Here is a 21,884-nt window from a genome sequence, read left to right as displayed (position 1 = left end):
TCCCGAAGTTCGCAGCGGGAATTCTGCAGAGCGCGCGCACCGGTGGCTACTGGCCATTGGTGGGTTCGGCGAGCCGTGCCGGGCGCGGGATTCGACGAACGACCTACCCCGAACGTTTGAGCCGGTCCAGCCGCAGCCGATGCCGGTCGTCGGTGACCGAGCGCGCCCCCAGGTAGACCGCACCGGCGGCTGCCAGTCCGCCGGCGCCGGCGAGCAGGAACAGCAGCAGGATCTGGTACTTCACCGCCTCGACCGGATCCATGCCGGCCAGCAGCTGGCCGGTCATGGTGCCGGGCAGGGTGATCACGCCGGCCGCCGACATCTGGTTGACGATCGGGATCATGCCGCGCCGGATCGACGCCCGGACCAGCTCCGACAGCGCCTGCCCGCTCGTCGCACCCAGCGCGAGCTGCGCCTCGATCGCCGCGCGGCTCGCGACCAGCCCGGCGAAGAAGCCATCGAGGCCGAGGCTCGCCGAATTGAGCACGCTGCCGAGCACGATGCCCAGCAGCGGGATCGCATAGCGCGGGTCGTACCACGGCTGCGGCCGGATGGCGGTCAGCAGCGCCAGCACCACCGTCGCCACGCTCGACAGCCCGACCACCAGCGCGCCGATGCGCAAGTTGCCCGCGCGTTGCAGCCGCCAGGGCGGACGCGCCGCCACTTCGCGCGCGGCCGCCGCGATCATCAGGGCGACGATGACCAGCGTCGCGGCGGGCGATGCCGCCGCGAAGACCCAGCGCAGCACCCAGCCGACCAACAGCAGCTGCACGACCATGCGCACGCTCGCCCACAGCAGCTGCCGGTGGAAGCGCAGCCGCAGCAGCAGCGATGCGGCCGCATCGATCAGCACCAGCAGCGCGGCCAGCGCCAGATCGGCGGGGCCGAGATGGATCGGCGTCATGACGGATGCAGCGCGCCGTCGCGCATCTCGAACAGGCGCCCGCCCATGCGCTGCGCCTGCTGCGTCGAATGCGTGACCATGAGGATCGCGAGGCCGGCCGCGAGACGCCGGCACAGCAGCGCTTCCATGGCGGCGGCGGAAGACGCATCGAGCGATGCGGTCGGCTCGTCGAGCAGCAGCACCTCGGGCGCCGCCGCCAGCGACCGGATCAGCGCCAGCCGCTGCCGCTCGCCGGTCGACAGCCGCGCGATCTCGGTGCGCAGCACATCGGGCGCGAGGCCCAGTGCCGGCATCAACGCATGCAGCAGCGCCGCATCGCCGGGATGGAAATGCGCGGCCGCGTCGGCGGCCCACCAGGCCGGCTCGGCGGCCTGGTAGACGACACGCCGGCGCCACTGCGGCGCGGGCCAGCTTTCGCGGCGCCGGCCGGCGAGTTCGACCTCGCCGTCGCCGGGATCGAGATCGGCGATCGAACGCAGCAGCGCACTCTTGCCGGATCCTGACTTGCCGAGCAGGCCCACGCATTCGCCGGCCGCGATCTCGAGGTCGAAGGGGCCGCCGGCCACCGAGCGCAGGCCGCGCAGGACGAGCAGCGGCGTCGCGCCGCCTTGTTCAGCCATGCGGGCCCTCCGCACGCAGCTGACGCGAGAGCGGCGCGAGGAAGACCGCGCCGCCCTGCGTCTGCATCGGAAAGACGGTGGCCGCGAGCACCGCGTACTCATGCCGGCGCGCGGCGGCGATGGGGTCGGCGGGCGCATCGGCCAGCGCCGGATGGCACATCAGCACGTCGCCGCTGCGGCAGGCCGCGATCCATTGCCACAGCCGCTGCCGGTAATCGGCCGCGCCGCCATCGAAGCCGTAGACGCCGAGCAGCCCGCGGCTGGCCGGAATGCCGTGGCGCGCGGCGCGTTCGAGCAGCCCGGCGCCGCCGAGCGCGAACACGAGATTGGCCTTCGCGCCGGCTCGCCAGCGCGGCGCGGGCGGCGCGGTGCTGCGGATCCATGGCGCGGCGGTGCCGTAGCGCCTGGCGATCTCGGCGACGAGCATGTCGCGCACCACAGCGAACTGATGGACATGCCGGTGTCCGTCCACGAAGGCCGGCGCGCGGCCGAATCCGTCCTCGAAGCGCGACAGCTGGTCCGCGATCTCGGCCCGGATCTCTGCGGGCCGCAGCAGGCCGAGCCAGCCCTTGGCGATCAGCGCGGCGAGGCCCGGCTCGCGCGCATCGCCGGGCGGCGGCGGCGTCAGATCGAGATGAAGTCCGACATCGAGCCGCGTGCGATCGATGCGGCGCAATCGCGAACGCCCCGTCTCCCAGGCGGGGCGCCGGACCATGCAGCCGGCCGCGGAGATCCTGCCGCGCTCGGCCAGATCGAGGATGGCCGCATTGACGCCTTCGCTCAGGCCGAAGTCGTCCGCGCAGATGCAGAGGTAGCGGTCGTGCGGCGATGGGAGCGTCATGGCGTTGCCGGCGCCGGCATCGCGCCGTCCGAAGCCGTCTCGAAGCATTGCGCGCTGCCGTCCGCGGTGCCCGCGAAGCGCCACACGGCCAGCCACGGGTTGTAGGCGGCAAGCTGCAGCTTCGCGAGCCACGGATGCGCGCGCTGCGAATTGGACGCGCCCACCACCCAGGTCGGCGCGGACAGGCACAGCGAGGTCTGCGCGGCGCCGCGGCCGGTCAGCAGCCGCGCGCCGAGCGCCGGCTCGAAGCGCCCTGCATCGTGCAATTCCTTGCGCCAGTCGTCGCGGCTGTCCAGCAGCGCGGGCGACCAGTCGCCCCACACTGTGACCGGGCGTTGCAGCCGCCAGTAGAACGGAATGTCGTAGGCGTAGGTATCGAGCATCAGGACCTCGTCGTGCGGCGCCACCGTCTGGCCGGCGGGCAAGGGCAGTCTCGCATCCGGCGGCGTGCCATAGGCCGCGATCAGCGCGATGCTCGCGCCGCAGGCCAGTGCCGCGAGGCCGGTGGTCCAGCGCAGGCCGACCGTGCCGCGCGCGGCACCGCGCACCGCGGCGAGCGCGCTCCTCGCGACCAGGCAGGCCAGCGGCGGCAGCGCGGGCAGCACGTAGCCGATCAGCTTGGAGCGCGGCAGCGAGAAGAAGGCCACGATGCACAGGCACCAGAGGCCCATCAGCCAGTCGACGTCGGACCATGGCGGCGGGGCCTTGCGCGTCTTCCAGTGCGCGATCGCGAGCCAGCCGAACCAGGGCAGCGTGAGGCCGGCGATCACCGGCAGGTAGAACCAGAACGGGTGTTCGTTGTTGAAGCCCGAGGCAGCGAAGCGCCGGAAGTGCTGCGTGACGACGAAGTAGTCGAAGAAGGCCGGATAGCGCATCTGCATCGCGACGAACCACGGGCCGGCGAGCAGCACGAACAGCGCCCAGCCCGGCGGCCACGCCATCAGCCGCAGTGCCGGCGGCCGGCCGGTCGCCACGCACCACACGACGAACACCAGGCCCGGCAGCACGAAGCCGATCAGCCCCTTGGCCAGCACGCCCAGCGCCGCGAAAAGGAAGGCGCCCGCGAGCGCCCGTCGCCAGCCCGCGCCGCGTTCCTTCGACAGCGTTGCGTCGGCCGCCAGCAGCACGGTGGCCGAGATGCAGCCGGCCACCAGCATGTCCAGGTTGGCGAACTGCGCGCCGACGTAGAAGAAGGGCATGCTGAGCAGCACGACGGCCGAGAGCCGCGCGCAGGCCTCGTCGGCCCAGCGGCGCAGGAACAGCCACAGGCCCGCTGCGGCGATCGTCGCGCCGATCAGCGAGGGCAGGCGCCCGGCCCATTCGGTGGGGCCGAGCACGGACATCGCCGCCGCGCCGATCCAGTAGAACAGCGGCGGCTTGTGGAAGAAGGGCAGGCCGTCGAGCCGCGGCACCAGCCAGTCGCCGGAACGCAGCATCTCGAAGGCGACGCCGACGTAGCGGCCTTCGTCGGGCGCCGTGAGCGGGCGGATCCAGGCGGTCGCCGCCAGCCACAGGAACATGCCGGCCACGACCAGGCCGGTCTGCCGCCAGGCAGAAGTGTCGGAGCTGAGCCGGGTCATGGCTGGACCGCGTCCAGGCCCTGGCCCAGTTCCTTCTTGACGATGTAGAGCGGCCGGCCCTTCACTTCCTCGAAGATGCGGGCCACGTATTCGCCGACGATGCCGGTCGAGATCATCTGGATGCCGATGAAGAACATCAGGCTGACGACGATGGTGGTCCAGCCCGACACGTCGTTGCCGTTGATCTCGTGGTCGATGACCAGGTAGGCGCCGTAGGCGAAGGCCGGCACCGCCAGCAGCAGGCCCACCACGCTGACCATGCGCAGCGGCCAGGTGGTGAAGGAGGTCAGCCCGTCGATCGCGAAATTGAAGAGGCGCAGCGCATTGAAGCTGCTGACGCCTTCCTTGCGCGGATGCGGGACATAGGGCAGCGCGACGGCCTTGAAGCCGACCCATGCATAGAGGCCCTTCATGAAGCGGCTGCGCTCCGGCAGGCTCAGCAGCGCGTCCACCACCTTGCGGTCCATCAGGCGGAAGTCGCCCGCGTCCTTCGGCAGCGCGAAGCGGTCGGAGTCGTTCACCATCCGGTAGAACAGGCCGGTGCCGAAACGCTTGAGCGCGCTTTCGTCGGTGCGTTCCTCGCGCACCGCATAGACGACATCGGCGCCGCCCAGCCAGTGGTCGATCATGGTGGTGATCAGCAAGGGTGAATGCTGCAGGTCGCCATCGAGCACCACCACCGCATCGCCGCGCGCCGCGCTCAGGCCGGCCGTGATCGCCGCCTCCTTGCCGAAGTTGCGCGAGAGCGAGATGCACCGGAATCCCGACAGCTCGCACCATTCGGCGGCGACGGCGACCGTGTTGTCGGTGCTGCCGTCGTCGACCACGATGATCTCCCACGCCATGTGCGTGCGCCACAGGAGTTCTTCGAGCCGCGAGAGCAGCTCGGTCAGGTTGCCGCCTTCGTTGAAGCAGGGAATCACGCAGGACAGGCTGCGGCCCGCCGCCGGGTGCGCGGGCTTCTCGCTGCGCGCGATGTCGACCCTGCCGCCGGTCGTGTTCACGGGATCACGCATGTCGCCGGTCTCTCTGGACGACGGGCTCGCCGGCTTCGTCGGCCGGCGGTCGCACGTGCAGGCCGTCGCGCGCGATGACCGGCCCGAGGTAGCGCCGGCACAGCCTGCGCACGATCTCGAAGAGCGCCACGATGACGAGGGCCAGCAGCAGCCCGGCCACGATGTCCGTCGGAAAATGGACGCCCACATAAATGCGTGCCCATCCCGTGACGACCGCTGCCAGTGCGCTCGCGATGGCGAAGTTCCGCAGGCCGGGGCGCAGCGCGAAGGCGAGCGCGATCGTGAACATCACGCTCGCATGCGCGCTCGGCATCGATCCGCGTGCACCGTGCGCGATGTAGGCCGGGCTCAGGCCGAGCATGAAGGGACGCGGCAGATCGAGCGCCGTCGCGATCGCATGCGCCGCCACGCCGGCGGCCGCGCAGGCCACCAGCATGGCCATCACATAGCCGCGTTGCGCAGGCTGGCGCCAGGCGACCCATCCCATGATTGCCACGCAGAGCCAGGGTCCGCCGACGGCGATCGCGGGCACGAGAGGCAGCAGCCAGGGACTCGGGTGATAGCCCGCGGCCAGCCATGGGAACAGTGCGAGGTCGAGTGCTCTCGCGTCGAGGAATTGAATCACGTTGAAATATCTCCGGCCATGAACAGGTGCCGGCCGCGCGGCGCGCAGCAGGGCCTCGGCGCCGTGCGGCGCCGTCGGTCAGGTCGCGAAAGGGGGCGCGGTCTCCGGCGGCTGGCGGCGCCAGGGCGCCGCGGGCGGCGGGGCGCCGCTGGTGTTGGGAACCCGCTGCGCGGGGCCGCTGCGCACGCGCTGCCCGGGCCGCAGCAGCAGGACCGTCAGCGGCAGCAGAAGCAGCACCAGGGCCATCAGTCCGTCGATGCCCTGCTGCAGCGCATGCGGCACGTCGATGCTCGCCGCCGAGGACGCGAAGAGCGTGGTCTCGCGATCGGCCTGATGGCCTGCGCGCTGGTCGGGCTCGAAGAAGGCGGCCGTGCTCGGGCTGCGGATGAAGAACTCGCCTTCGTTCTCCAGGCCGTCCTGGCAGAAGTGCGCACCGATGAAAGGCTGCAGCACCGCGAGCGCGATGCCGAGGACACACCACCCCATGCAGTGCTTTGCAATGAGGCGACGGATCCGCAGAGTCAGCATGGACCGGACTCTAGGAGCCGGGTGTGAAAGCAAGCTGAACGCCCGAGTCAGCTGCAAGGCAGGGTGCTTGCATCGCCCGGATGTCAGCGCCCGTTCCCCGGCGATGCTTCGGTCCTTCGCGTCATGAGGAAGACGCTCGCGAGAATGATGGCGGCGAGCACGGCCGTGGCCGAATACCGGCTCAATGCGAAGCCGCCTTGTGCCAGCGGCTTGTCCAGCAGATCGCCGACCGTCGCGCCGAGAGGGCGGGTCAGGATGAAGGCCATCCAGAAGAGCAGGGTCCTCGAAACCCGGGTCCGGAAATAGCAGACCGCCACGAGCGCGAGCCCTGCAGCGAAGACAAGGGCTCCGCCTTCGTAGCCCAGGCCGGCGCTGTCCGCCGCCCAGTCGCCCAGGGCCGTGCCCAGCGTCTGGGAGAACATGATCGTCACCCAATAGAAGATCTCCGCGACCGGCGAAGTGATGGACTTGACCGACACGGAGCCGAGCGTCAGATGCCAGAGCCCGATCGAGGCCAGCACAAGCGCGAGAAGGATGGACGATCCGCCGGCATAGCCGATGCCCAGCGACCGGTCCATGAAATCCGCCAGCGTCGTTCCCGCCGTCGTCGTCGCGATGATCACGGCCCAGTAGAGGTACGGATGGAAACGCTTCACGCGGATCTGGGCCGCGACGGCCACGATGAAGACACTCGCGAAGATGATCGTCCCCACGAGGTAGCCCAGGTTCATCGACATCGTCACTGCGTCGCCGCCGGTTTCACCCAGGGTCGTCGCCATGATCTTGATGAACCAGAACGCCAGCGTGATTTCCGGCACCTTCTGCCATCGGTCCGCGGCGGGCTGCGTGTTGCTGGATGCATCTCTTTTCATCGGGGGTTTTCCTGGCAATGGCCGTGACCGGCGCGATCTGTCGGGCCTCGGGTCCGACGCTGGCGTCCAGTCTGGCAGATGGGGGCTTATCGGAGCCTTAACGCCCTCACGCGTGTGTCAGGCGGCGCTCGTGCGTCAAGTCGCGAAGACGACTCTGGCCTCGAGCCCGCCGAGCGGCGCCGCGGCACGCAGGCTGAGCTGCGCCCCATGGCGCTGCGCGATCGCACTGACGATGGCCAGGCCCAGGCCGCTGCCGGGCACATCGCCGTCGCGCTGCCGCGCCTCGCCGCGATAGAAGCGATCGAGCACCCTTTCGCGCTCGGCCTCCGCGATGCCGGGCCCGTTGTCGATCACCTGCAGCATCGGGCGGCCTTCCAGCCGGGCCACGCGCACGTCGACGCGGCCGCCCGGCGACGTGTAGCGGATCGCATTGCCGATCAGGTTGTCCAGCAGCACCGCGAGCTGGTCGGGATCGGCGTCGATGGTGACTGTCGCCGGCGCGTCGGCGCCGAGGTCGATGCCCTTGTGCTCGGCTTCCACGCTGCGCTTGACGACCGCCGCCTGTGCCAGCTCCGCAAGGTCCACCGGCTGCCGCAGCTGCGCGCGGCCGTCGGGATCGACGCGCGAAAGATCCAGGAGCTGCGCGATCAGCCGCTGCGTGCGCTCCACGCCGAGCTTCAGTTCGCCGATGGCACGAGTGCGGCCCGCCTCGTCCTGCACACGCTCCAGCAGTTGCAGCTGCAGGCGCAGCGCCGTCACCGGCGAACGAAGTTCATGGGCGGCATCGGCGATGAACTGGCGCTGCACGGTGAACGCCTCGGCCAGCCGCTGCATCAGGCCGTTGATCGAGCGGATCAGCGGATGGATTTCGAGCGGCACACCCGCGGTGTCGATCGGGTCGAGCGAGACCGCGCTGCGCACCGCCACGTCGTTGGCCGCGGTGTCGAGAGGCCGGAGGCCGCGGCGCAGCGCGACCACCAGCAGGCCGCCGATGAGGAGCGTCAACCCCAGCACGGGAATCAGCAGTTTCGACGCGGCCTCTGCGGCCAGCAGGCGGCGCGACGAGGCGCGCTGCGCCGCCTGCACGACGCGATCGCCGCTCACGATCGTGTAGACGTGCCAGGCCTGCTCGCCCTTGCCGATCCGCGACAGGCCGCTGGCGGCGCTGAAGGGCAGGTTCGCATTCGGGCCGGAGATCGAGAGCCGGTTCCCCGCAAGATCCCAGACCGCCGTCGTGAAGTCGAAGTCGCCGTGTTCCTCGTAGACCTTGGGCAGGGCTGCGTGGCGCTGCGCGGCGTCGCCGCGCTGCAGGGCTTCGCGCGAGTCGGCCAGTGCCAGTGCGACCTGACGCAGGTTGTCGTCGAAGACCTCGCTCATTTCATCGAGCGTCACGAGGTACGAGGCCAGCACGAGCAGCATGGCGCCGAGGCTGAGCGCGCCGAGCACCCAGGCCAGCAGATGGCGCTCGAGCGACCGCATCGGCGGCATTCAGTCGGCGGCGACGCAGTAGCCCACGCCGCGCACGTTTCGGATCACGTCGGCACCGAGTTTTCTGCGCAGCCGGTGGATGTGCACCTCGACGGCATTGCTGCCCAGGTCGTCGTTCCAGTTGTAGATCGACTCCTCGAGCTTCTTGCGCGACAGCACCGCGCCCGGACGCTGCATCAGCACTTCCAGCAATGCGAACTCGCGTGCCGACAGCGCGACCGGCGCGTCTCGCCAGGTGACCGTCTTGCGCAAGGGATCGAGCGCCAGGCTGCCGTGCACCAGCAGCGACGACGCGGCGGCCGCGTGGCGGCGCAGCACGGCGCGCACGCGCGCGATCAGCTCGTCGAGGTCGAAGGGCTTGACGATGTAGTCGTCGGCGCCCGCGTTGAGGCCGGCGATGCGGTCGGCCACCGCATCGCGGGCCGTTGCGATCAGGACCGGCATCCGGTTGCCCGCGGCGCGCAGCGTGGCCAGCACCGCCATGCCGTCCTTCGCGGGGAGGCCAAGGTCCAGCACCGCGATGTCGTAGAGGCCGACCGACAGCGAAAGATCCGCGGCGCGGCCGTCGATCACCCAGTCGACGGCGAAGCCCGCATGGGTCAGCCCGGTCGACACGGCGCGGCCGATCATGCGGTCGTCCTCGATCAGCAGCAGCCGCATGCGAGCTCCGTGCGTCGAGCGTCGATCACCCGTTCGGGATCGGGGGTTGGGGTCGTCACGCCTGCGAGTCTAGGCATTCATCGCTTATCGGACACTTAACGGCCTGGCTCAGCCCTTCGCGACCTCGTGCGCCGCCATCAGCTCCAGCGCCTTCACCAGCGCCGAGTGATCGAGGTCCTGCCAGCCGTTGGCCGCGCAGGCCTGCATCAATTGCGCCGCGCCGGCCGTCTGCGGCAGCGCGACGCCGAGTGCGCGCGCACCCTGCAGCGCGAGCCCGAGATCCTTCTGATGCAGCCCGATGCGAAAGCCCGGTGCGAACGTGCGCTTGACCATGCGCTCGCCATGCACTTCGAGGATGCGGCTCGATGCGAAGCCACCCATCAGCGCCTGCCGCACCTTGGCCGGATCGGCGCCCGCCTTGCTCGCGAACAGCAGCGCCTCGCCGACCGCCGCGATGTTGAGCGCGACGATGATCTGGTTGGCCACCTTGGTCGTCTGCCCATCGCCGTTGCCGCCGACGAGCGTGATGTTCTTGCCCATCGATTCGAACAGCGGCCGTGCCTTCTCGAATGCGGCCTCGGTGCCGCCGACCATGATGGTCAGGCTCGCGGCCTTGGCGCCGACCTCGCCGCCCGACACCGGCGCATCGAGGTACTCGCAGCCGAGCTCATTGATCCTCTTCGCAAAGGCCTTGGTCTCGATGGGCGAGATGCTGCTCATGTCGATCACGGTCTTGCCGGCCGAGAGGCCTTCGGCCACGCCGTCCTTGTCGAACAGCACCGAGGCCACGTCCGGCGTGTCGGGCACCATCAGGATCACGACCTCGGTCTGCTCGGCGACCTCGCGCGCCGTCGCGCAGACGATCGCGTTGCCGGCCGCGATCTCGGGACGCACCTTGCTGCGCCGGACGATGTGGAGCTGGTGGCCGGCCTTGACCAGTTGCAGCGCCATCGGCGCGCCCATGATGCCGAGGCCGATGAATCCGATCTTCATGGCGAGGTCCTTTCAGTAGGTGGAGGAGGAGTCGGTGGGAGGCGGTGCGGCACGCATCTTCGCCATGACCTGCTGCGCGCCGGCGGCCATGAGCCGCGCGTCGGAACTCACGGTGACGAACTGGAAGCCCTGCGCGATGCGCGCCAGCGCGCCTTCGGGCGTGCCGTTGTGGATGCCGGCGACGATGCCGTGCGCCTTGGCACGTTCGATGATGTGCGCGATGGCCTCGGCCGCCTTCGGATCGACGTCGTCGAACACCGGCCTGCAGCCGAGCGCGAGCGACAGGTCCGACGGGCCGACATAGATCGCGTCCAGCCCTTCGACCGAGAGGATGTCGTCGAGGTTCTCGAGCGCCTGCGCGGTCTCGATCATCGCGAAGGTGACGATGGTGTCGTTGGCCTGCTGCGGATAGTCCGCGCCGCCGTAGAGTAGCGCGCGCACCGGGCCGAAGCTGCGCGTGCCGCGCGGCGCGTAGTGCGTCCACGCCACCAGCTTCTGCGCGTCCTCGCGGGTGTTGACCATCGGGCAGATCACCGCGTAGGCGCCGGCGTCGAGCGTCTTCATCAGGATGCCGGGCTCGAGCCAGGGCACGCGCACCACCGGCACCGTGTCGGTGGTCGAGATCGCCTGCAGCATGCCGACCATGGCCGGGTAGTCGATCACGCCGTGCTGCAGGTCGATGGTGAGCGTGTCCCAGCCCTGGTGGGCCATCGTCTCGGCCGAGAAGCTGTTGGCAATGGCGAGCCAGCCGTTGACGGCGGCGCCGCCCGATTTCCACAGCGTGCGCAGGCGGTTTTCTCTCATGGTGGCTCCTTGGTGGATGGGTGCGCGAGCACCGCGTTCAGCGATCGAAGGCCGCGCGCTTGGGATCGAATGTCCAGCCCGGGATCAGGCACTGCATCGCCACCGCATCGTCGCGCGCGCCGAGGCCGTGCTGCCGGTAGAGCTGGTGCGCCTTCTCGACCTCGGCCATGTCGAGCTCGACGCCCAGGCCCGGCTTCTTCGGCACCTGCACCAGGCCGCCTTCGATGCGAAGCGGCTCCTTCGTGAGGCGCTGGCCGTCCTGCCAGATCCAGTGCGTGTCGATGGCGGTCACGCGGCCCGGCGCGGCCGCGCCGACCTGCGTGAACATGGCCAGCGAGACATCGAAGTGGTTGTTGGAATGCGAACCCCAGGTCAGGCCCCAGTCGCGGCAGGTCTGGGCCACGCGCACCGAGCCGGCCATCGTCCAGAAGTGCGGATCGGCCAGCGGGATGTCGACCGATTGCAGCGACAGCGCATGCGCCATCTGCCGCCAGTCGGTGGCGATCATGTTGGTGGCGGTCGGCAGGCCGGTGGCGCGGCGGAACTCGGCCATCACCTCGCGGCCCGAGAAGCCGTCCTCGGCGCCGCACGGGTCTTCGGCATAGGCGACCACGCCGCGCATGTCGCGCATCAGGCGCACCGCGTCCTTCAGCAGCCAGCCGCCGTTCGGGTCGAGCGTCACGCGCGCCTGCGGAAAGCGCGCGTGCAGCGCGGTGACGGCTTCGATCTCCTCGTCGCCGCGCAGCACGCCGCCCTTGAGCTTGAAGTCGTTGAAGCCGTAGCGCTCGCGTGCGGCCTCGGCCAGGCGCACCACGGCGTCGGGCGTCATCGCCTTCTCGTGCCGCAGCCGGAACCAGGCGTTGTCGGCCTCGGGTTCGCGCGCATAGGGCAGCTCGCTCCGGTCGCGGTCGCCGATGAAGAACAGGTAGCCCAGCATCTCGACCGCGTCGCGCTGCTGGCCTTCGCCGAGCAGCGCGGCCACCGGCACCTCCAGGTGCTGGCCGAGCAGATCGAGCAGCGCCGATTCGACCGCGGTGACGGCATGGATCGTGGTGCGCAGGTCGAAGGTCTGCAGGCCGCGGCCGCCGGCATCGCGGTCGGCGAACTTCTGCTGCATCCGCTGCAGCACGCGCTGGTGGGCGCCGATCGGCTGGCCGACGACCAGCTCGCGCGCGTCGTCGAGGGTCTGGCGGATCTTCTCGCCGCCGGGCACTTCGCCCACGCCGGTGCGGCCGGCGCTGTCGGTGAGGATCAGCAGGTTGCGCGTGAAGAAGGGGCCGTGCGCGCCGCTGAGGTTCAGCAGCATGCTGTCGCGGCCGGCGACAGGGATCACGCGCAGGCCGGTGATCGAGGGCGTGGAAGAGGGCATGGGGGCTCCAGTGGACAAACGCCTGCCCGATCCTACGTCACCTGCGCATGGCGTAGAGCGCTGCCCGTGTGCGCGCGGCGCGCCTGGAAGCACCTAGAAGGTCTGGCCGAGCTTGAAGGTGCTCACCACCTGCGACAGGCTGCCGGCCTGCTCCTGCAGCGAGGCGGATGCGGCGGCGGCTTGTTCCACCAGCGCCGCGTTCTGCTGCGTGGCCTGGTCCATCTGCGTGATCGCCTGGTTGATCTGCTCGATGCCCGAGGTCTGTTCCTGGCTGGCTGCCGTGATCTCGCCCATGATGTCGGTCACGCGCTGGACGCTGTCCACGATCTCTTCCATCGTGCGGCCCGCTTCGCCCACCAGCGCGCTGCCCGCATCGACCTTGTCCACCGAGTCGCCGATCAAGGTCTTGATTTCCTTGGCCGCGGCCGCCGAGCGTTGCGCCGGGTTGCGCACCTCGGCCGCCACCACCGCAAAGCCGCGGCCCTGTTCGCCGGCGCGTGCGGCTTCGACCGCTGCGTTCAACGCAAGGATGTTGGTCTGGAACGCAATGCCGTCGATGACCGCGATGATGTCGACGATCTTCTTGGACGAAGCGTGGATCGAGGCCATGGTGTCGACCACTTGCGACACCACGCTGCCGCCCTTGACCGCGACCTCGGAGGCCGAGACCGCGAGCTGATTGGCCTGGCGTGCGTTGTCGGCGTTCTGCTTGACCGTCGAGGTGAGTTCTTCCATCGATGCCGCGGTCTCTTCCAGCGAACTCGCCTGCTGCTCGGTGCGCGAGGACAGGTTCTGGTTGCCCGAGGTGATCTCGCTCGACGCGGTCGTGATGGTGTCGGTGCCGGTGCGCACCTCGCCGACCACCTTGGCGAGGCTGTCGTTCATGTCCCTGAGCGCCTTCATGAGCTGGCCGACCTCGGCGGTGTCGGAGACCTCGATGTGCGCGCTCAGGTCGCCGCCGGCCACCTGCTGCGCCACCCGCACCGCTTCGCCCAGCGGCCGCGTGATCGAGCGCGTGAGGCGCCAGGCGGTGAAGATCCCGATCACCAGCGATGCGGCGCTGATCAGCAGCGTGATCCACTTCGCGTTCTGGTAGAGCGACTGCGCACCGGCCGCGTTCTCGTTGGCGCCTTTCTTCAGCACCTGCTCGAAGGCGTTCACGTGCGCGAGCACCTGGGTCAGCATCGGCATGCAGTCGCGGGTCAGCGCCTGGATCGCCAGCTCGGTCTTCTGCGTGGTGGCGAGCCCGACCACGTTGTTGGCGATGACCAGGTATTGGGCCTCCAGCGCCTTGAGCTGCTCCAGCATCCGGCGTTCCTCGTCGCTGGCCGAGGCGGGCTCCTTCATGATCGCGGTCAGCTGTGCCAGCCCCTCGTCGATCTCGCCCTGGGTGCGCTTGATCAGCGCGATGTCGGGCTGCTGCGCGGCCGGATCGGTCAGCAGTGCCAGGTTGCGCGCCGCGATGGCGCGCACGCCGATCGCGGCCTGCACCTTGTTGAGCTCGTACAGCTTGCCATCGCCGATCTCGGTGATGAATCGGATGCGATCCGAGAGATTCGCCATCTCCCGCACGCCGATGCCGGCGATGGCGAGCTGCAGCGCCAGCAGGATGGCAAAGCCCCAGCCCAGCCGCACGCTGATCTTCCAGTTCTTCATGATCGTTCCGATTCCAGGTCGTCGATGGGCCGCAGACAACGCCGCCCACCGACGATGTCTTGGCGGTGTTATCGGCACGAAACCGGAAAGCTTGAGGGCGCGCACGCGTCGCGCGTGAAAAAACCGGACCGTCTGTCGAACGGGCGTCGTCTGCCGCGTCATTGCAGTAACCCGTGTGTCCGGGCTTCGACCATCGAAGGGATTCCCCATGACCGTCGCCATGCCATCCATCTCGGCGCTCTATGCCGCCCTCTTCGGCCTGTTCGCGGCTGTGCTGACCGTGCGCGTGATCCTGAACCGCGTCAAGACCGGCATCCAGGCGGCGGACGGCGGCAATGCGCAGCTCGGCCAGGCGATCCGGGCCCATGTGAACTTCGCGGAGCAGGTGCCGTTGGCGCTGCTGCTGATCGTGCTGGCCGAGGTCGCCGGCACGCCGGGCGGCATCGTCCATGCGCTGGGCGCGGCGCTGGTGGTCGCACGGCTGGCCAATGCGTGGGGCCTGAGCCGGTCGCTTGGCCCGACGATGCCGCGCCAGGCCGGCGCGGGCCTCACGGTGCTGGTGGTCGCGGCGGCGTCGCTGCTGTTGCTGTACCGGCTGCTGGCCGCGCACTGAGCGTGGTGCTCGAGGTCGTCGGCTTCGCGCCGCCAATCAGGTTGGACCGGGTCAGCGTCACCCCGGATGCGCCGGCCGGCAGCGCGCGCTCAATCGGGCTTGATGTCCGCGTCCTTGATGACCTTCGACCACATCGCGAGCTGCTGGTCGACGAACTTGGCGAGCGTCGGCGGATCCATGTAGACCGCGAACGCGCCCTGGTCGTCGACCTTTTTGCGGAAGGACTCGCTCTCCACGATCTTCCGGATCTCGGTCGTGAGCCTGGCGACGATCTCCGGCGGCGTCTTCGCCGGCGCGAACACGGCGAACCACGACTCGACCTCGTAGCCCGGCAGCCCCGCCTCGGCCGAGGTCGGCACATGGGGCATCGACGGATGCCGCTGGGCGCCGGTATAGGCCAGGGCCTTGAGCTTGCCGCTCGGCAGGAAGCCGATCACGGACGGCGGCGTGGTGATGAACATGTCGACCGTGCCCGCGACCAGGTCGTTGATCGCCGGCCCGGAGCCCTTGTAGGGCACATGGGTCATCGGCTCCTTGATCTGCCGCGCCAGCAGCTCGCCCGCGATGTGCTGGATCGAGCCGTTGCCCGACGAGGCGAAGAACAGGCCGCCCTTCTTCTTTTTGCCGTAGGCGATCAGGTCCTGCACCGAGTTGACGGGCAGCGTGCCGCTGACGGCGATCACGTGCGGTGCGCGCATCACCATCGCGATCGGCACGAAGTCGTGGGTCGGGCTCCACTTGAGGTTCGGATAGAGCGCGGGATTGCCGACGTGGTAGCCCGAGTACTGCATCAGCAGCGTGTAGCCGTCGGGTGCCGCACGGGCGACGAACTCGGTGCCGATGTTGCCGCTGGCGCCCGGCTTGTTGTCGATCACGATCGGCTTGCCGAGCGCGCGCGCCAGCGGCTCGGCCACCAGGCGCGCCATGATGTCGGTCGAGCCGGCAGGCGCAGTGGGCACGATCATGGTGATCGGCTTCGAGGGATAGGCGTCGGCGCCCGCGGCCGCGGCGGATGCCAGCGCGACGCCGGCGGCGAGTGCGAGGTGGTGGACGAGCTTCATGGTTGTCTCCTGCTTGGGTTGGGCGGACCGTCCGGTGCCGTTCAGGGCGCCGGCTCCGAGATCTCGATGAGGTTCAGGTCGGGATCGCGCACATAGACCGAGCGGATGCGCGCGGTCGCACCGGTGCGCAGGACCGGGCCTTCGACGATGCGAACCTGCTGCTGTGCGAGCCGCGCGATCACGGCATCGAGGGGCACGGCTGCGACGAAGCAGAGGTCGAGCGCGCCGGGCGTCGGATGCTCGGCCTTGGGCTCGAACTCGCGGCCTTTCACGTGCAGATTGATCTTCTGGTTGCCGAAGCGGAAGGCCTTGCGTCCGGCGCCGAAGGTCTCCAGCGTCATGCCCAGCACGTCGACGTAGAAGCGCACGCAGGCGTCCTCGTCGGCGGTGGTCAGCACGAGATGGTCGAGGTGGTCGATCATGGACGAAGCTCTCGCGCATCGCGCGCATGGGCGCGGTCCGCGATGTCGGCGAACTCCGACGGTGGCGCATGCCGCGTCAGGCGATGGCCGGCGCGCGGCAGCTGGCTCGAGAGTTCGTGCTGCACCAGCGTCTGGAGCTGCGCGGCGGCGCCGATCAGCCCGTCGAGGTCCATGCCGGTGTCGTAGCCCATGCACTGCAGCATGTGGACCACGTCCTCGGTCGCGACATTGCCGCTGGCGCCGGGCGCATAGGGACAGCCGCCGATGCCGCCGAGCGACATGTCCAGGCGCCGGATGCCGGCTTCCACCGCGGCCACGGTGTTGACCAGGCCCATGGCGCGGGTGTTGTGGAAATGGGCCGTGAAGCCGAGTGCGGGATGGCGCGCCAGCGCGGCGGCGCAGAGCGCCTGCACCTGCGTCGGAAAGGCCATGCCGGTGGTGTCGCACAGCGTGATGCCCTGCACCTTCAACGCCGCGAAGCGGTCGATCCAGCCGAACACGCCGTCCTGCGGCACCTCGCCTTCCATCGGGCAGCCGAAGACGCAGGACAGCGACACGTTCACCGGCACCGCGGCCCGCCGCGCGAGCGCGATCACCTCGGCCAGCTGCGCGAAGGACTGCGTGCGCGTCATGCGCAGGTTGGCGAGGTTGTGGGTCTCGCTGACCGACATCACGAGGTTGAACTCGTCGACGCGGCCATCGAGGGCGCGCTCGGCGCCGCGCAGGTTGGGCACCAGCGCGGTGTAGACCACGCCGGGGCGGCGTGCGATGCGGTTCATCACTTCCTCGCCGTCGCGCAGCGCGGGGATCGCCTTCGGCGAGGTGAAGGAGGTGGCTTCGATCTTCGCGTAGCCGAGCGTGCTCAGCCGGTCGATCAGCGCGACCTTGTCGTCGGTGGGAATGAAGCGGCTTTCCATCTGGAAGCCGTCGCGGGTCGCGACCTCGTTGATGAAGAGGCGGGTGCCGTGGCCGGGATTCATGGCGGGGGTCCTTTCAAGACGCGCGTGCGGGCCAGCCGGCTCGCAGCAGGTCGGCGTCGTGTTCGCCCAGGCGCGGGGCCGGGTGCGCGATGCGTCCGGGCGTCGCGCTCAGCTTGGGCACCACGCCGGGCACCTTGAGCGAGCGGCCGTCGGCGGTCTGCGTCTCGACGAGCATGCCGCGCGCCTGGTAGTGCGGGTCGCGCGCGATGTCGGCGACGCTGTAGATGCGCCCGACCGGCACGCCGGCCGCGTCGAGCGCGGCCAGCACCTCGTCGCGGCCGCGTTCGCAGGTCCAGGCCTCGATGGCGGCATCGAGGGCTTCGACGTGCCGCACGCGGCCGTCGTTGTGGGCGAGGCGCGGATCGTCCTCGAGGTCGGGGCGCCCGATCGCGCGCATCAGCCGCCGGAAGATGCTGTCGCCATTGCCGGCCACCAGCACGTACTGACCGTCGCCGCAGCGGTAGGCGTTGCTCGGCGCGATGCCGGGCAGCGCGCTGCCGGCGGCCTCGCGCACCGCGCCGAAGGCGTCGTATTCGGGCAGCAGGCTTTCCATCACGTTGAATACGGATTCGTACAGCGCGACATCGATGAACTGGCCTTCGCCGCCATGCGCCGTGCGATGGTGCAGCGCGGTCAGCACGCCGATCACGCCGTGCAGCGCGGACAGCGTGTCGCCGAGCGAGATGCCCACGCGCACCGGCACGCGGCCCGGCTCGCCGGTGAGGTGGCGCAGGCCGCCCATCGCTTCGCCGAGCACGCCGAAGCCGGGCTTGTCGCGGTAGGGGCCGGTCTGGCCGTAGCCCGAGATGCGCAGCATGATCAGCCGCGGGTTGAGCGCATGCAGCTGCTCCCAGCCGAGGCCCCAGCCTTCCAGCGTGCCGGGCTTGAAGTTCTCGATCAGCACGTCGGCTTCGAGCGCCAGCGCACGTGCCGCCTCCTGGCCTTCGGCGCTGCGCAGATCGAGGCAGACCGAGCGCTTGTTGCGCGACTGCACCTCCCACCACACCGAGCTGCCGTCGCGCAGCAGCCGCCACTTGCGCAGCGGGTCGCCGACGCCGGCCGGCTCGACCTTGATCACGTCGGCGCCGAACTCGGCCAGCGTCTTGCTCGCGAAGGGGCCGGCGATGAGCTGGCCCAGTTCGAGCACCTTCAGTCCTTCGAGTGCATTCATGGAAGCGGACTGTAGGAACGGATCGGCGCGCGCGGAATTGCCGAGCCGGCAGCAGGCCTTCGCAGAACGCGAAGCCCCTGTCTAGAATCGTCCCGATGAGCAGTCCCATCAATCCGGCGCGCGTCGACTTCGTCACCCTGCGGCTGTTCTGCGCCGTGGCGCGGTCCGGCAGCATCACCAAGGGCGCGCAGGCCTGCCACCTGGCCCTGTCCGCGGCCAGCCGGCGGCTGTCCGATTTCGAGGCCGCCACCGGCTCGCGGCTGCTCGAACGCAGCGCACAGGGCATCGCGCTCACGCCCGCCGGCCACGTGGCCATGCAGCATGCGATGCGGCTGTTCCAGGGCTTCGAGCACTTCAGCAGCGAGCTCAAGGACTACGCGAGCGGCGTGCGCGGCCACGTGCGGCTGTGGGCCAACATGTCGGCATTGACCGAGTTCCTGCCCGCCGCGCTGGCCACCTTTCTCGCCCTGCATCCCGACATCCGCGTCGAGGTGGAGGAGCAGCTGAGCGGCGACACCGTGCGCGCGCTGGTGGACGGCCTCGCGGATGTCGGCGTGTTCGCCGAGAACACGCCGGCCTATGGTCTCGACGTCGTGCCCTTCCAGACCGACGAACTGGTCGTGCTGTGCGCCAAGGGACATCCGCTCGCGCGTTCGCGGCGCGTCGATTTCAAGTCATGCCTGGCGCACGAGTTCGTCGGCCTGAACCGCAGCAGCTCGCTGCTGGAGCTGACCTCGCGCGCGGCCGAGCAGGCCGGCATCGCGATGCGGCTGCGCGTGCAGGTGCGCAGCTTCGATGCCATGTGCCACATGATCGCGGCCGGCCTGGGCATCGGCGTGGTGCCGCTGGCCGCCTGCGAGGCGCAGGTGAAGGCGCTCGGGCTCAGGGTGGTGCGGCTCAGGGACGCCTGGGCCACGCGCCGGCTGCTGATGGCGACGAAGACGGGCGAAGCCCTCTCGCCGGCCGCGGCGCTGCTGGTGCAGCACCTGCGCCCGATCGGCGCCCTCGAACACCCGCGCTGAGCGCCCGCCGAGCGAAGTTTTTTCCGGCTTGACCCTGTTCGCCGGCCGGCCGGCTGCCGATAGAGGAGGGTGGCTTCCCCTCCGACGCCGGCCGAGAACCAGCCTGCCTACCGAATCCTCATGCGCGAGCGGTGCAGGATCGTGTATGGCCACATGCCGCTGCCCGAGTTCCTGGTGCTGCTGAAGCTGGCCGGCGATGCGGAGCTGCTGCATCCCGGCCTGGCGCGCATGCTGGGTGCGACGGCGGTGATCGGCCGGCCCGAGGCACTGGATCGTCTGCGCGCGCAGGAGACGCCGGCCGCCATCGGCCGCATCCGCTTTCATCTGGGCCGCTGTGCACGCCGCCTCGACCTGCCTTCGCTGCGCTGGCTGGTGGCCGGCGAGCAGGGGCCGTCGAGCCTGGCGCTGTTCGCGCTGCTGACCGGCATCCGCCCGCCGCAGTACCGCGGCACGGCGCTCGACCTGCCGCACGACGCCAAGGGCTTCCGGTGCTGCCGCCTGCTGATCGAACAGGCGCCCGCGCTGCGCCGGCCGCTGCGGCTCCTGGCCGCGCGCATGCACGAGCCGGAGGTGGCGCGATGGGCCGCCGTGGCCGAAGCCTGGAGCGACCTGTGCGCGCAGATGGACCACGAGCTGCCGGACTGGCGCGCCGAGGCGCGCGAGGCGCCGGTGCTGCGCTCGATGCTGGTCTGCTTCCGCGAGCTGGACCCGGCCTGCTTCGTGCATTCGAGCCGCATCGCGGCCTGAAGGCGAGGCGGCGGCCGCGAGTCAGGTCGACCGACATCCGCGGCGCGTATCCTGCGCGCCCATGACAACTCTTCCCGCACCGCCAGCGATCGAATCCGCCGCGCCGATTGCGGTCGGCTTTTTCGAAGCCTTGCGCTTCTGGCTCAAGCTCGGCTTCATCAGCTTCGGCGGCCCGGCCGGCCAGATCGCGATCATGCATGCGGAGCTGGTGGAGCGCCGGCGCTGGATCAGCGAGAAGCGCTTCCTGCATGCGCTCAACTACTGCATGCTGCTGCCCGGCCCCGAGGCGCAGCAGCTGGCCACCTACATCGGCTGGCTGATGCACCGCACGCGGGGTGGCATCGTCGCCGGCGCGCTGTTCGTGCTGCCCTCGCTGTTCATCCTGATCGCGCTGTCGTGGATCTACATGGCCTATGGCCAGGTGCCCGTGGTCGCGGGAATCTTCCACGGCATCAAGCCTGCCGTCACCGCGCTGGTGTTGCATGCGGCCCATCGCATCGGCACGCGGGCCTTGAAGAATCCCTGGATGTGGGGGATTGCCGCGGCCGCCTTCATCGCGATCTTCGCCTTCGACACGCCGTTCCCGGCGATCGTCTTCGCGGCGGGCCTGATCGGGCACTTCGGCGCCCGCCGGGCGCCCGGCGTCTTCGCCCTCGGTGGCGGACACGGCAGCGCGGGGAAGGGCTACGGCCCGGCGCTGATCGACGACGACACGCCCACGCCGGTGCATGCGCTGTTTTCGCGCAGCCGCCTGGTCAAGGTGCTGTGCGCCGGGCTCGGCCTGTGGGCGCTGCCGATGGCGGCGCTCGTCGCCGCGCAAGGCCTGCAAGGGACGCTCACGCAGATGGGCTGGTTCTTCACCAAGGCCGCGATGCTGACCTTCGGTGGCGCCTATGCGGTGCTGCCCTATGTGTTCCAGGGCGCTGTCGAGCACCATCACTGGCTCGACGGCCCGCAGATGATCGATGGCCTGGCGCTTGGCGAGACGACACCCGGACCGCTGATCATGGTGGTGGCCTTCGTCGGCTTCGTCGGCGGCTGGCTGCAGCAGGCCGCCGGGTCCGCCGGCCCGTTCGCGGGCGGTGCGGTGGCGGCCACCGTGGTGACCTTCTTCACTTTCCTGCCGTCCTTCGTTTTCATCCTGGCCGGCGGCCCGCTCATCGAGGCGACCCATGGCAGGCTCGGCTTCACTGCGCCGCTGTCGGCGATCACGGCCGCCGTCGTCGGCGTGATCCTGAACCTGGCGCTGTTCTTCGCCTGGCACGTGCTGTGGCCTCGCGGCTTCGGCGGGCCCTTCGACACGCTGTCCGCGTTCATCGCCGTCGCGGCCATGGTGGCGCTCTTTCGCTTCAAGGTCGGCGTGATGCCGCTGCTGGGTGCCTGCGCGACCGTCGGTCTGCTGGCGACCTGGCTTTCTGCCGCTTCGGCCGCATGACCTCCCGCGTCATCGACCCGAAGCCCTCCTTTCGCGACCATTCATTCACCCCGCGACGTTGCGGGCCGAACGAAACCTCGAAAGGAATCACCATGAACACCGCAGCACCCGATGCCACCCGCGTGGCCGACCAGTACATCGCCCTGTGGAACGAAACCGATGCCGGGCGCCGGCTGCAATTGCTCGAAGCGCACTGGACGGACGACGCGCGCTACGTCGATCCGATGGCCGAAGCCAGCGGCCGTGTGCAGATCAGCACGCTGGTCGGCGGCGTGCAGCAGCGCTTCCCGGGCTTTCGCTTCCGGCTCAAGGGCCAGCCCGATGCGCATGGCGAGCACCTGCGCTTCTCGTGGACGCTCGGCCCGAGCGGCGCCGAGGATTTGATCGAGGGCACCGACTTCGCCGAGCTCGATGCCGGCCGGCTGCGCTCGGTCACCGGCTTCCTGGACAGGGTGCCGGTCGGCGCCTGAGGCGCGG

General features: G+C 69.9%; 23 protein-coding genes. 5 read left to right on the top strand and 18 right to left on the bottom strand.

The genetic code is table 11. The features are described 5' to 3' along the window. Positions 1–103 precede the first annotated feature (103 nt). The 14 genes from WDLP6_RS18905 to WDLP6_RS18840 all read right to left on the bottom strand — a co-directional run bounded on the left by WDLP6_RS18905 (position 104) and on the right by WDLP6_RS18840 (position 13,956). A complete protein-coding gene (locus tag WDLP6_RS18905) occupies positions 104–904 on the bottom strand; it encodes an ABC transporter permease (RefSeq protein WP_162593594.1) in 801 nt (266 codons plus the stop codon). Next, complete coding sequence (locus tag WDLP6_RS18900) at positions 901–1,524, bottom strand: ABC transporter ATP-binding protein (protein ID WP_162593593.1); 624 nt, start codon at positions 1,522–1,524, stop codon at positions 901–903. The genes WDLP6_RS18905 and WDLP6_RS18900 overlap by 4 nt, the downstream gene beginning before the upstream one ends. Further along, positions 1,517–2,365, bottom strand: a complete 849-nt coding sequence (locus WDLP6_RS18895) for a ChbG/HpnK family deacetylase (RefSeq protein WP_162593592.1) — start codon at positions 2,363–2,365, stop codon at positions 1,517–1,519. Before WDLP6_RS18895 ends, WDLP6_RS18900 begins: the two co-directional genes overlap by 8 nt. Next, the gene (locus tag WDLP6_RS18890) at positions 2,362–3,945 is read right to left on the bottom strand and encodes an ArnT family glycosyltransferase (RefSeq protein ID WP_162593591.1); all 1,584 of its coding nucleotides are present in this window, start codon (positions 3,943–3,945) and stop codon (positions 2,362–2,364) included. The genes WDLP6_RS18895 and WDLP6_RS18890 overlap by 4 nt, the downstream gene beginning before the upstream one ends. Further along, positions 3,942–4,961: a glycosyltransferase family 2 protein gene (locus WDLP6_RS18885; RefSeq protein WP_162593590.1), complete on the bottom strand. Its 1,020-nt coding sequence runs from the start codon at positions 4,959–4,961 to the stop codon at positions 3,942–3,944. The genes WDLP6_RS18890 and WDLP6_RS18885 overlap by 4 nt, the downstream gene beginning before the upstream one ends. Further along, on the bottom strand, positions 4,954–5,586 hold the full coding sequence (locus WDLP6_RS18880; RefSeq protein WP_162593589.1) for a phosphatase PAP2 family protein: 633 nt from the start codon (positions 5,584–5,586) through the stop codon (positions 4,954–4,956). The genes WDLP6_RS18885 and WDLP6_RS18880 overlap by 8 nt, the downstream gene beginning before the upstream one ends. A 78-nt stretch (positions 5,587–5,664) precedes the next feature. Beyond that, entirely contained in the window at positions 5,665–6,114 is a 450-nt protein-coding gene (locus tag WDLP6_RS18875) for a hypothetical protein (RefSeq protein ID WP_162593588.1), read from the bottom strand. 83 nt (positions 6,115–6,197) lie between these two features. Further along, positions 6,198–6,986 (bottom strand): COG4705 family protein, encoded by a 789-nt coding sequence (locus WDLP6_RS18870; protein WP_162593587.1) that lies wholly within the window; start codon positions 6,984–6,986, stop codon positions 6,198–6,200. 135 nt (positions 6,987–7,121) lie between these two features. Continuing rightward, the gene (locus WDLP6_RS18865) at positions 7,122–8,465 is read right to left on the bottom strand and encodes an ATP-binding protein (protein ID WP_232077113.1); all 1,344 of its coding nucleotides are present in this window, start codon (positions 8,463–8,465) and stop codon (positions 7,122–7,124) included. A gap of 9 nt (positions 8,466–8,474) precedes the next feature. After that, positions 8,475–9,134 (bottom strand): winged helix-turn-helix domain-containing protein, encoded by a 660-nt coding sequence (locus WDLP6_RS18860; protein WP_162593585.1) that lies wholly within the window; start codon positions 9,132–9,134, stop codon positions 8,475–8,477. A gap of 108 nt (positions 9,135–9,242) precedes the next feature. Then, positions 9,243–10,127 (bottom strand): 2-hydroxy-3-oxopropionate reductase, encoded by an 885-nt coding sequence (gene glxR / locus WDLP6_RS18855; protein ID WP_162593584.1) that lies wholly within the window; start codon positions 10,125–10,127, stop codon positions 9,243–9,245. Between the two features lie 12 nt (positions 10,128–10,139). Continuing rightward, complete coding sequence (locus WDLP6_RS18850) at positions 10,140–10,931, bottom strand: HpcH/HpaI aldolase family protein (RefSeq protein WP_162593583.1); 792 nt, start codon at positions 10,929–10,931, stop codon at positions 10,140–10,142. Positions 10,932–10,968: 37 nt separating this feature from the next. Next, complete coding sequence (gudD, locus tag WDLP6_RS18845) at positions 10,969–12,300, bottom strand: glucarate dehydratase (protein ID WP_162593582.1); 1,332 nt, start codon at positions 12,298–12,300, stop codon at positions 10,969–10,971. Between the two features lie 93 nt (positions 12,301–12,393). Next, complete coding sequence (locus WDLP6_RS18840) at positions 12,394–13,956, bottom strand: methyl-accepting chemotaxis protein (RefSeq protein ID WP_162593581.1); 1,563 nt, start codon at positions 13,954–13,956, stop codon at positions 12,394–12,396. Positions 13,957–14,164: 208 nt separating this feature from the next. Here WDLP6_RS18840 and WDLP6_RS18835 point away from each other — a divergent pair, with 208 nt between their 5' ends. Then, positions 14,165–14,569, top strand: coding sequence for an MAPEG family protein (locus WDLP6_RS18835; protein WP_162593580.1), 405 nt, complete (start codon positions 14,165–14,167; stop codon positions 14,567–14,569). An 89-nt stretch (positions 14,570–14,658) separates the two neighbouring features. Here WDLP6_RS18835 and WDLP6_RS18830 read toward each other — a convergent pair whose 3' ends face one another. The 4 genes from WDLP6_RS18830 to WDLP6_RS18815 are packed head-to-tail and all read right to left on the bottom strand — an operon-like array spanning position 14,659 to position 18,203. Further along, complete coding sequence (locus tag WDLP6_RS18830) at positions 14,659–15,630, bottom strand: Bug family tripartite tricarboxylate transporter substrate binding protein (protein ID WP_162593579.1); 972 nt, start codon at positions 15,628–15,630, stop codon at positions 14,659–14,661. Between the two features lie 41 nt (positions 15,631–15,671). Further along, the gene (locus tag WDLP6_RS18825) at positions 15,672–16,052 is read right to left on the bottom strand and encodes a VOC family protein (protein ID WP_162593578.1); all 381 of its coding nucleotides are present in this window, start codon (positions 16,050–16,052) and stop codon (positions 15,672–15,674) included. Continuing rightward, positions 16,049–17,032, bottom strand: coding sequence for a hydroxymethylglutaryl-CoA lyase (locus tag WDLP6_RS18820; RefSeq protein WP_162593577.1), 984 nt, complete (start codon positions 17,030–17,032; stop codon positions 16,049–16,051). Before WDLP6_RS18820 ends, WDLP6_RS18825 begins: the two co-directional genes overlap by 4 nt. Before the next feature lie 13 nt (positions 17,033–17,045). Next, positions 17,046–18,203 carry a CaiB/BaiF CoA transferase family protein gene (locus WDLP6_RS18815; protein ID WP_162593576.1) on the bottom strand — a complete coding sequence of 386 codons (1,158 nt, stop codon included), beginning with the start codon at positions 18,201–18,203 and terminating at the stop codon, positions 17,046–17,048. Positions 18,204–18,298: 95 nt separating this feature from the next. On the opposite strand from WDLP6_RS18815, the gene WDLP6_RS18810 reads away from it, so the two are divergent. The 4 genes from WDLP6_RS18810 (at position 18,299) to WDLP6_RS18795 (ending at position 21,877) form a co-directional block, all read left to right on the top strand. Next, positions 18,299–19,225, top strand: a complete 927-nt coding sequence (locus WDLP6_RS18810; protein ID WP_162593575.1) for a LysR family transcriptional regulator — start codon at positions 18,299–18,301, stop codon at positions 19,223–19,225. 69 nt (positions 19,226–19,294) lie between these two features. Continuing rightward, positions 19,295–19,972 carry a hypothetical protein gene (locus WDLP6_RS18805; protein ID WP_162593574.1) on the top strand — a complete coding sequence of 226 codons (678 nt, stop codon included), beginning with the start codon at positions 19,295–19,297 and terminating at the stop codon, positions 19,970–19,972. 61 nt (positions 19,973–20,033) lie between these two features. Then, positions 20,034–21,407 carry a chromate efflux transporter gene (gene chrA, locus WDLP6_RS18800; RefSeq protein ID WP_162593573.1) on the top strand — a complete coding sequence of 458 codons (1,374 nt, stop codon included), beginning with the start codon at positions 20,034–20,036 and terminating at the stop codon, positions 21,405–21,407. 92 nt (positions 21,408–21,499) lie between these two features. After that, positions 21,500–21,877, top strand: coding sequence for a nuclear transport factor 2 family protein (locus WDLP6_RS18795; RefSeq protein WP_162593572.1), 378 nt, complete (start codon positions 21,500–21,502; stop codon positions 21,875–21,877). Positions 21,878–21,884 lie beyond the last annotated feature (7 nt).

The sequence above is a fragment of the Variovorax sp. PBL-E5 genome, from assembly GCF_901827185.1.
Taxonomy (GTDB): Bacteria; Pseudomonadota; Gammaproteobacteria; order Burkholderiales; family Burkholderiaceae_C; genus Variovorax.
Note: the sequence above shows the minus strand (reverse complement) of the source record. Positions and strands in the feature narration are given on the sequence as shown.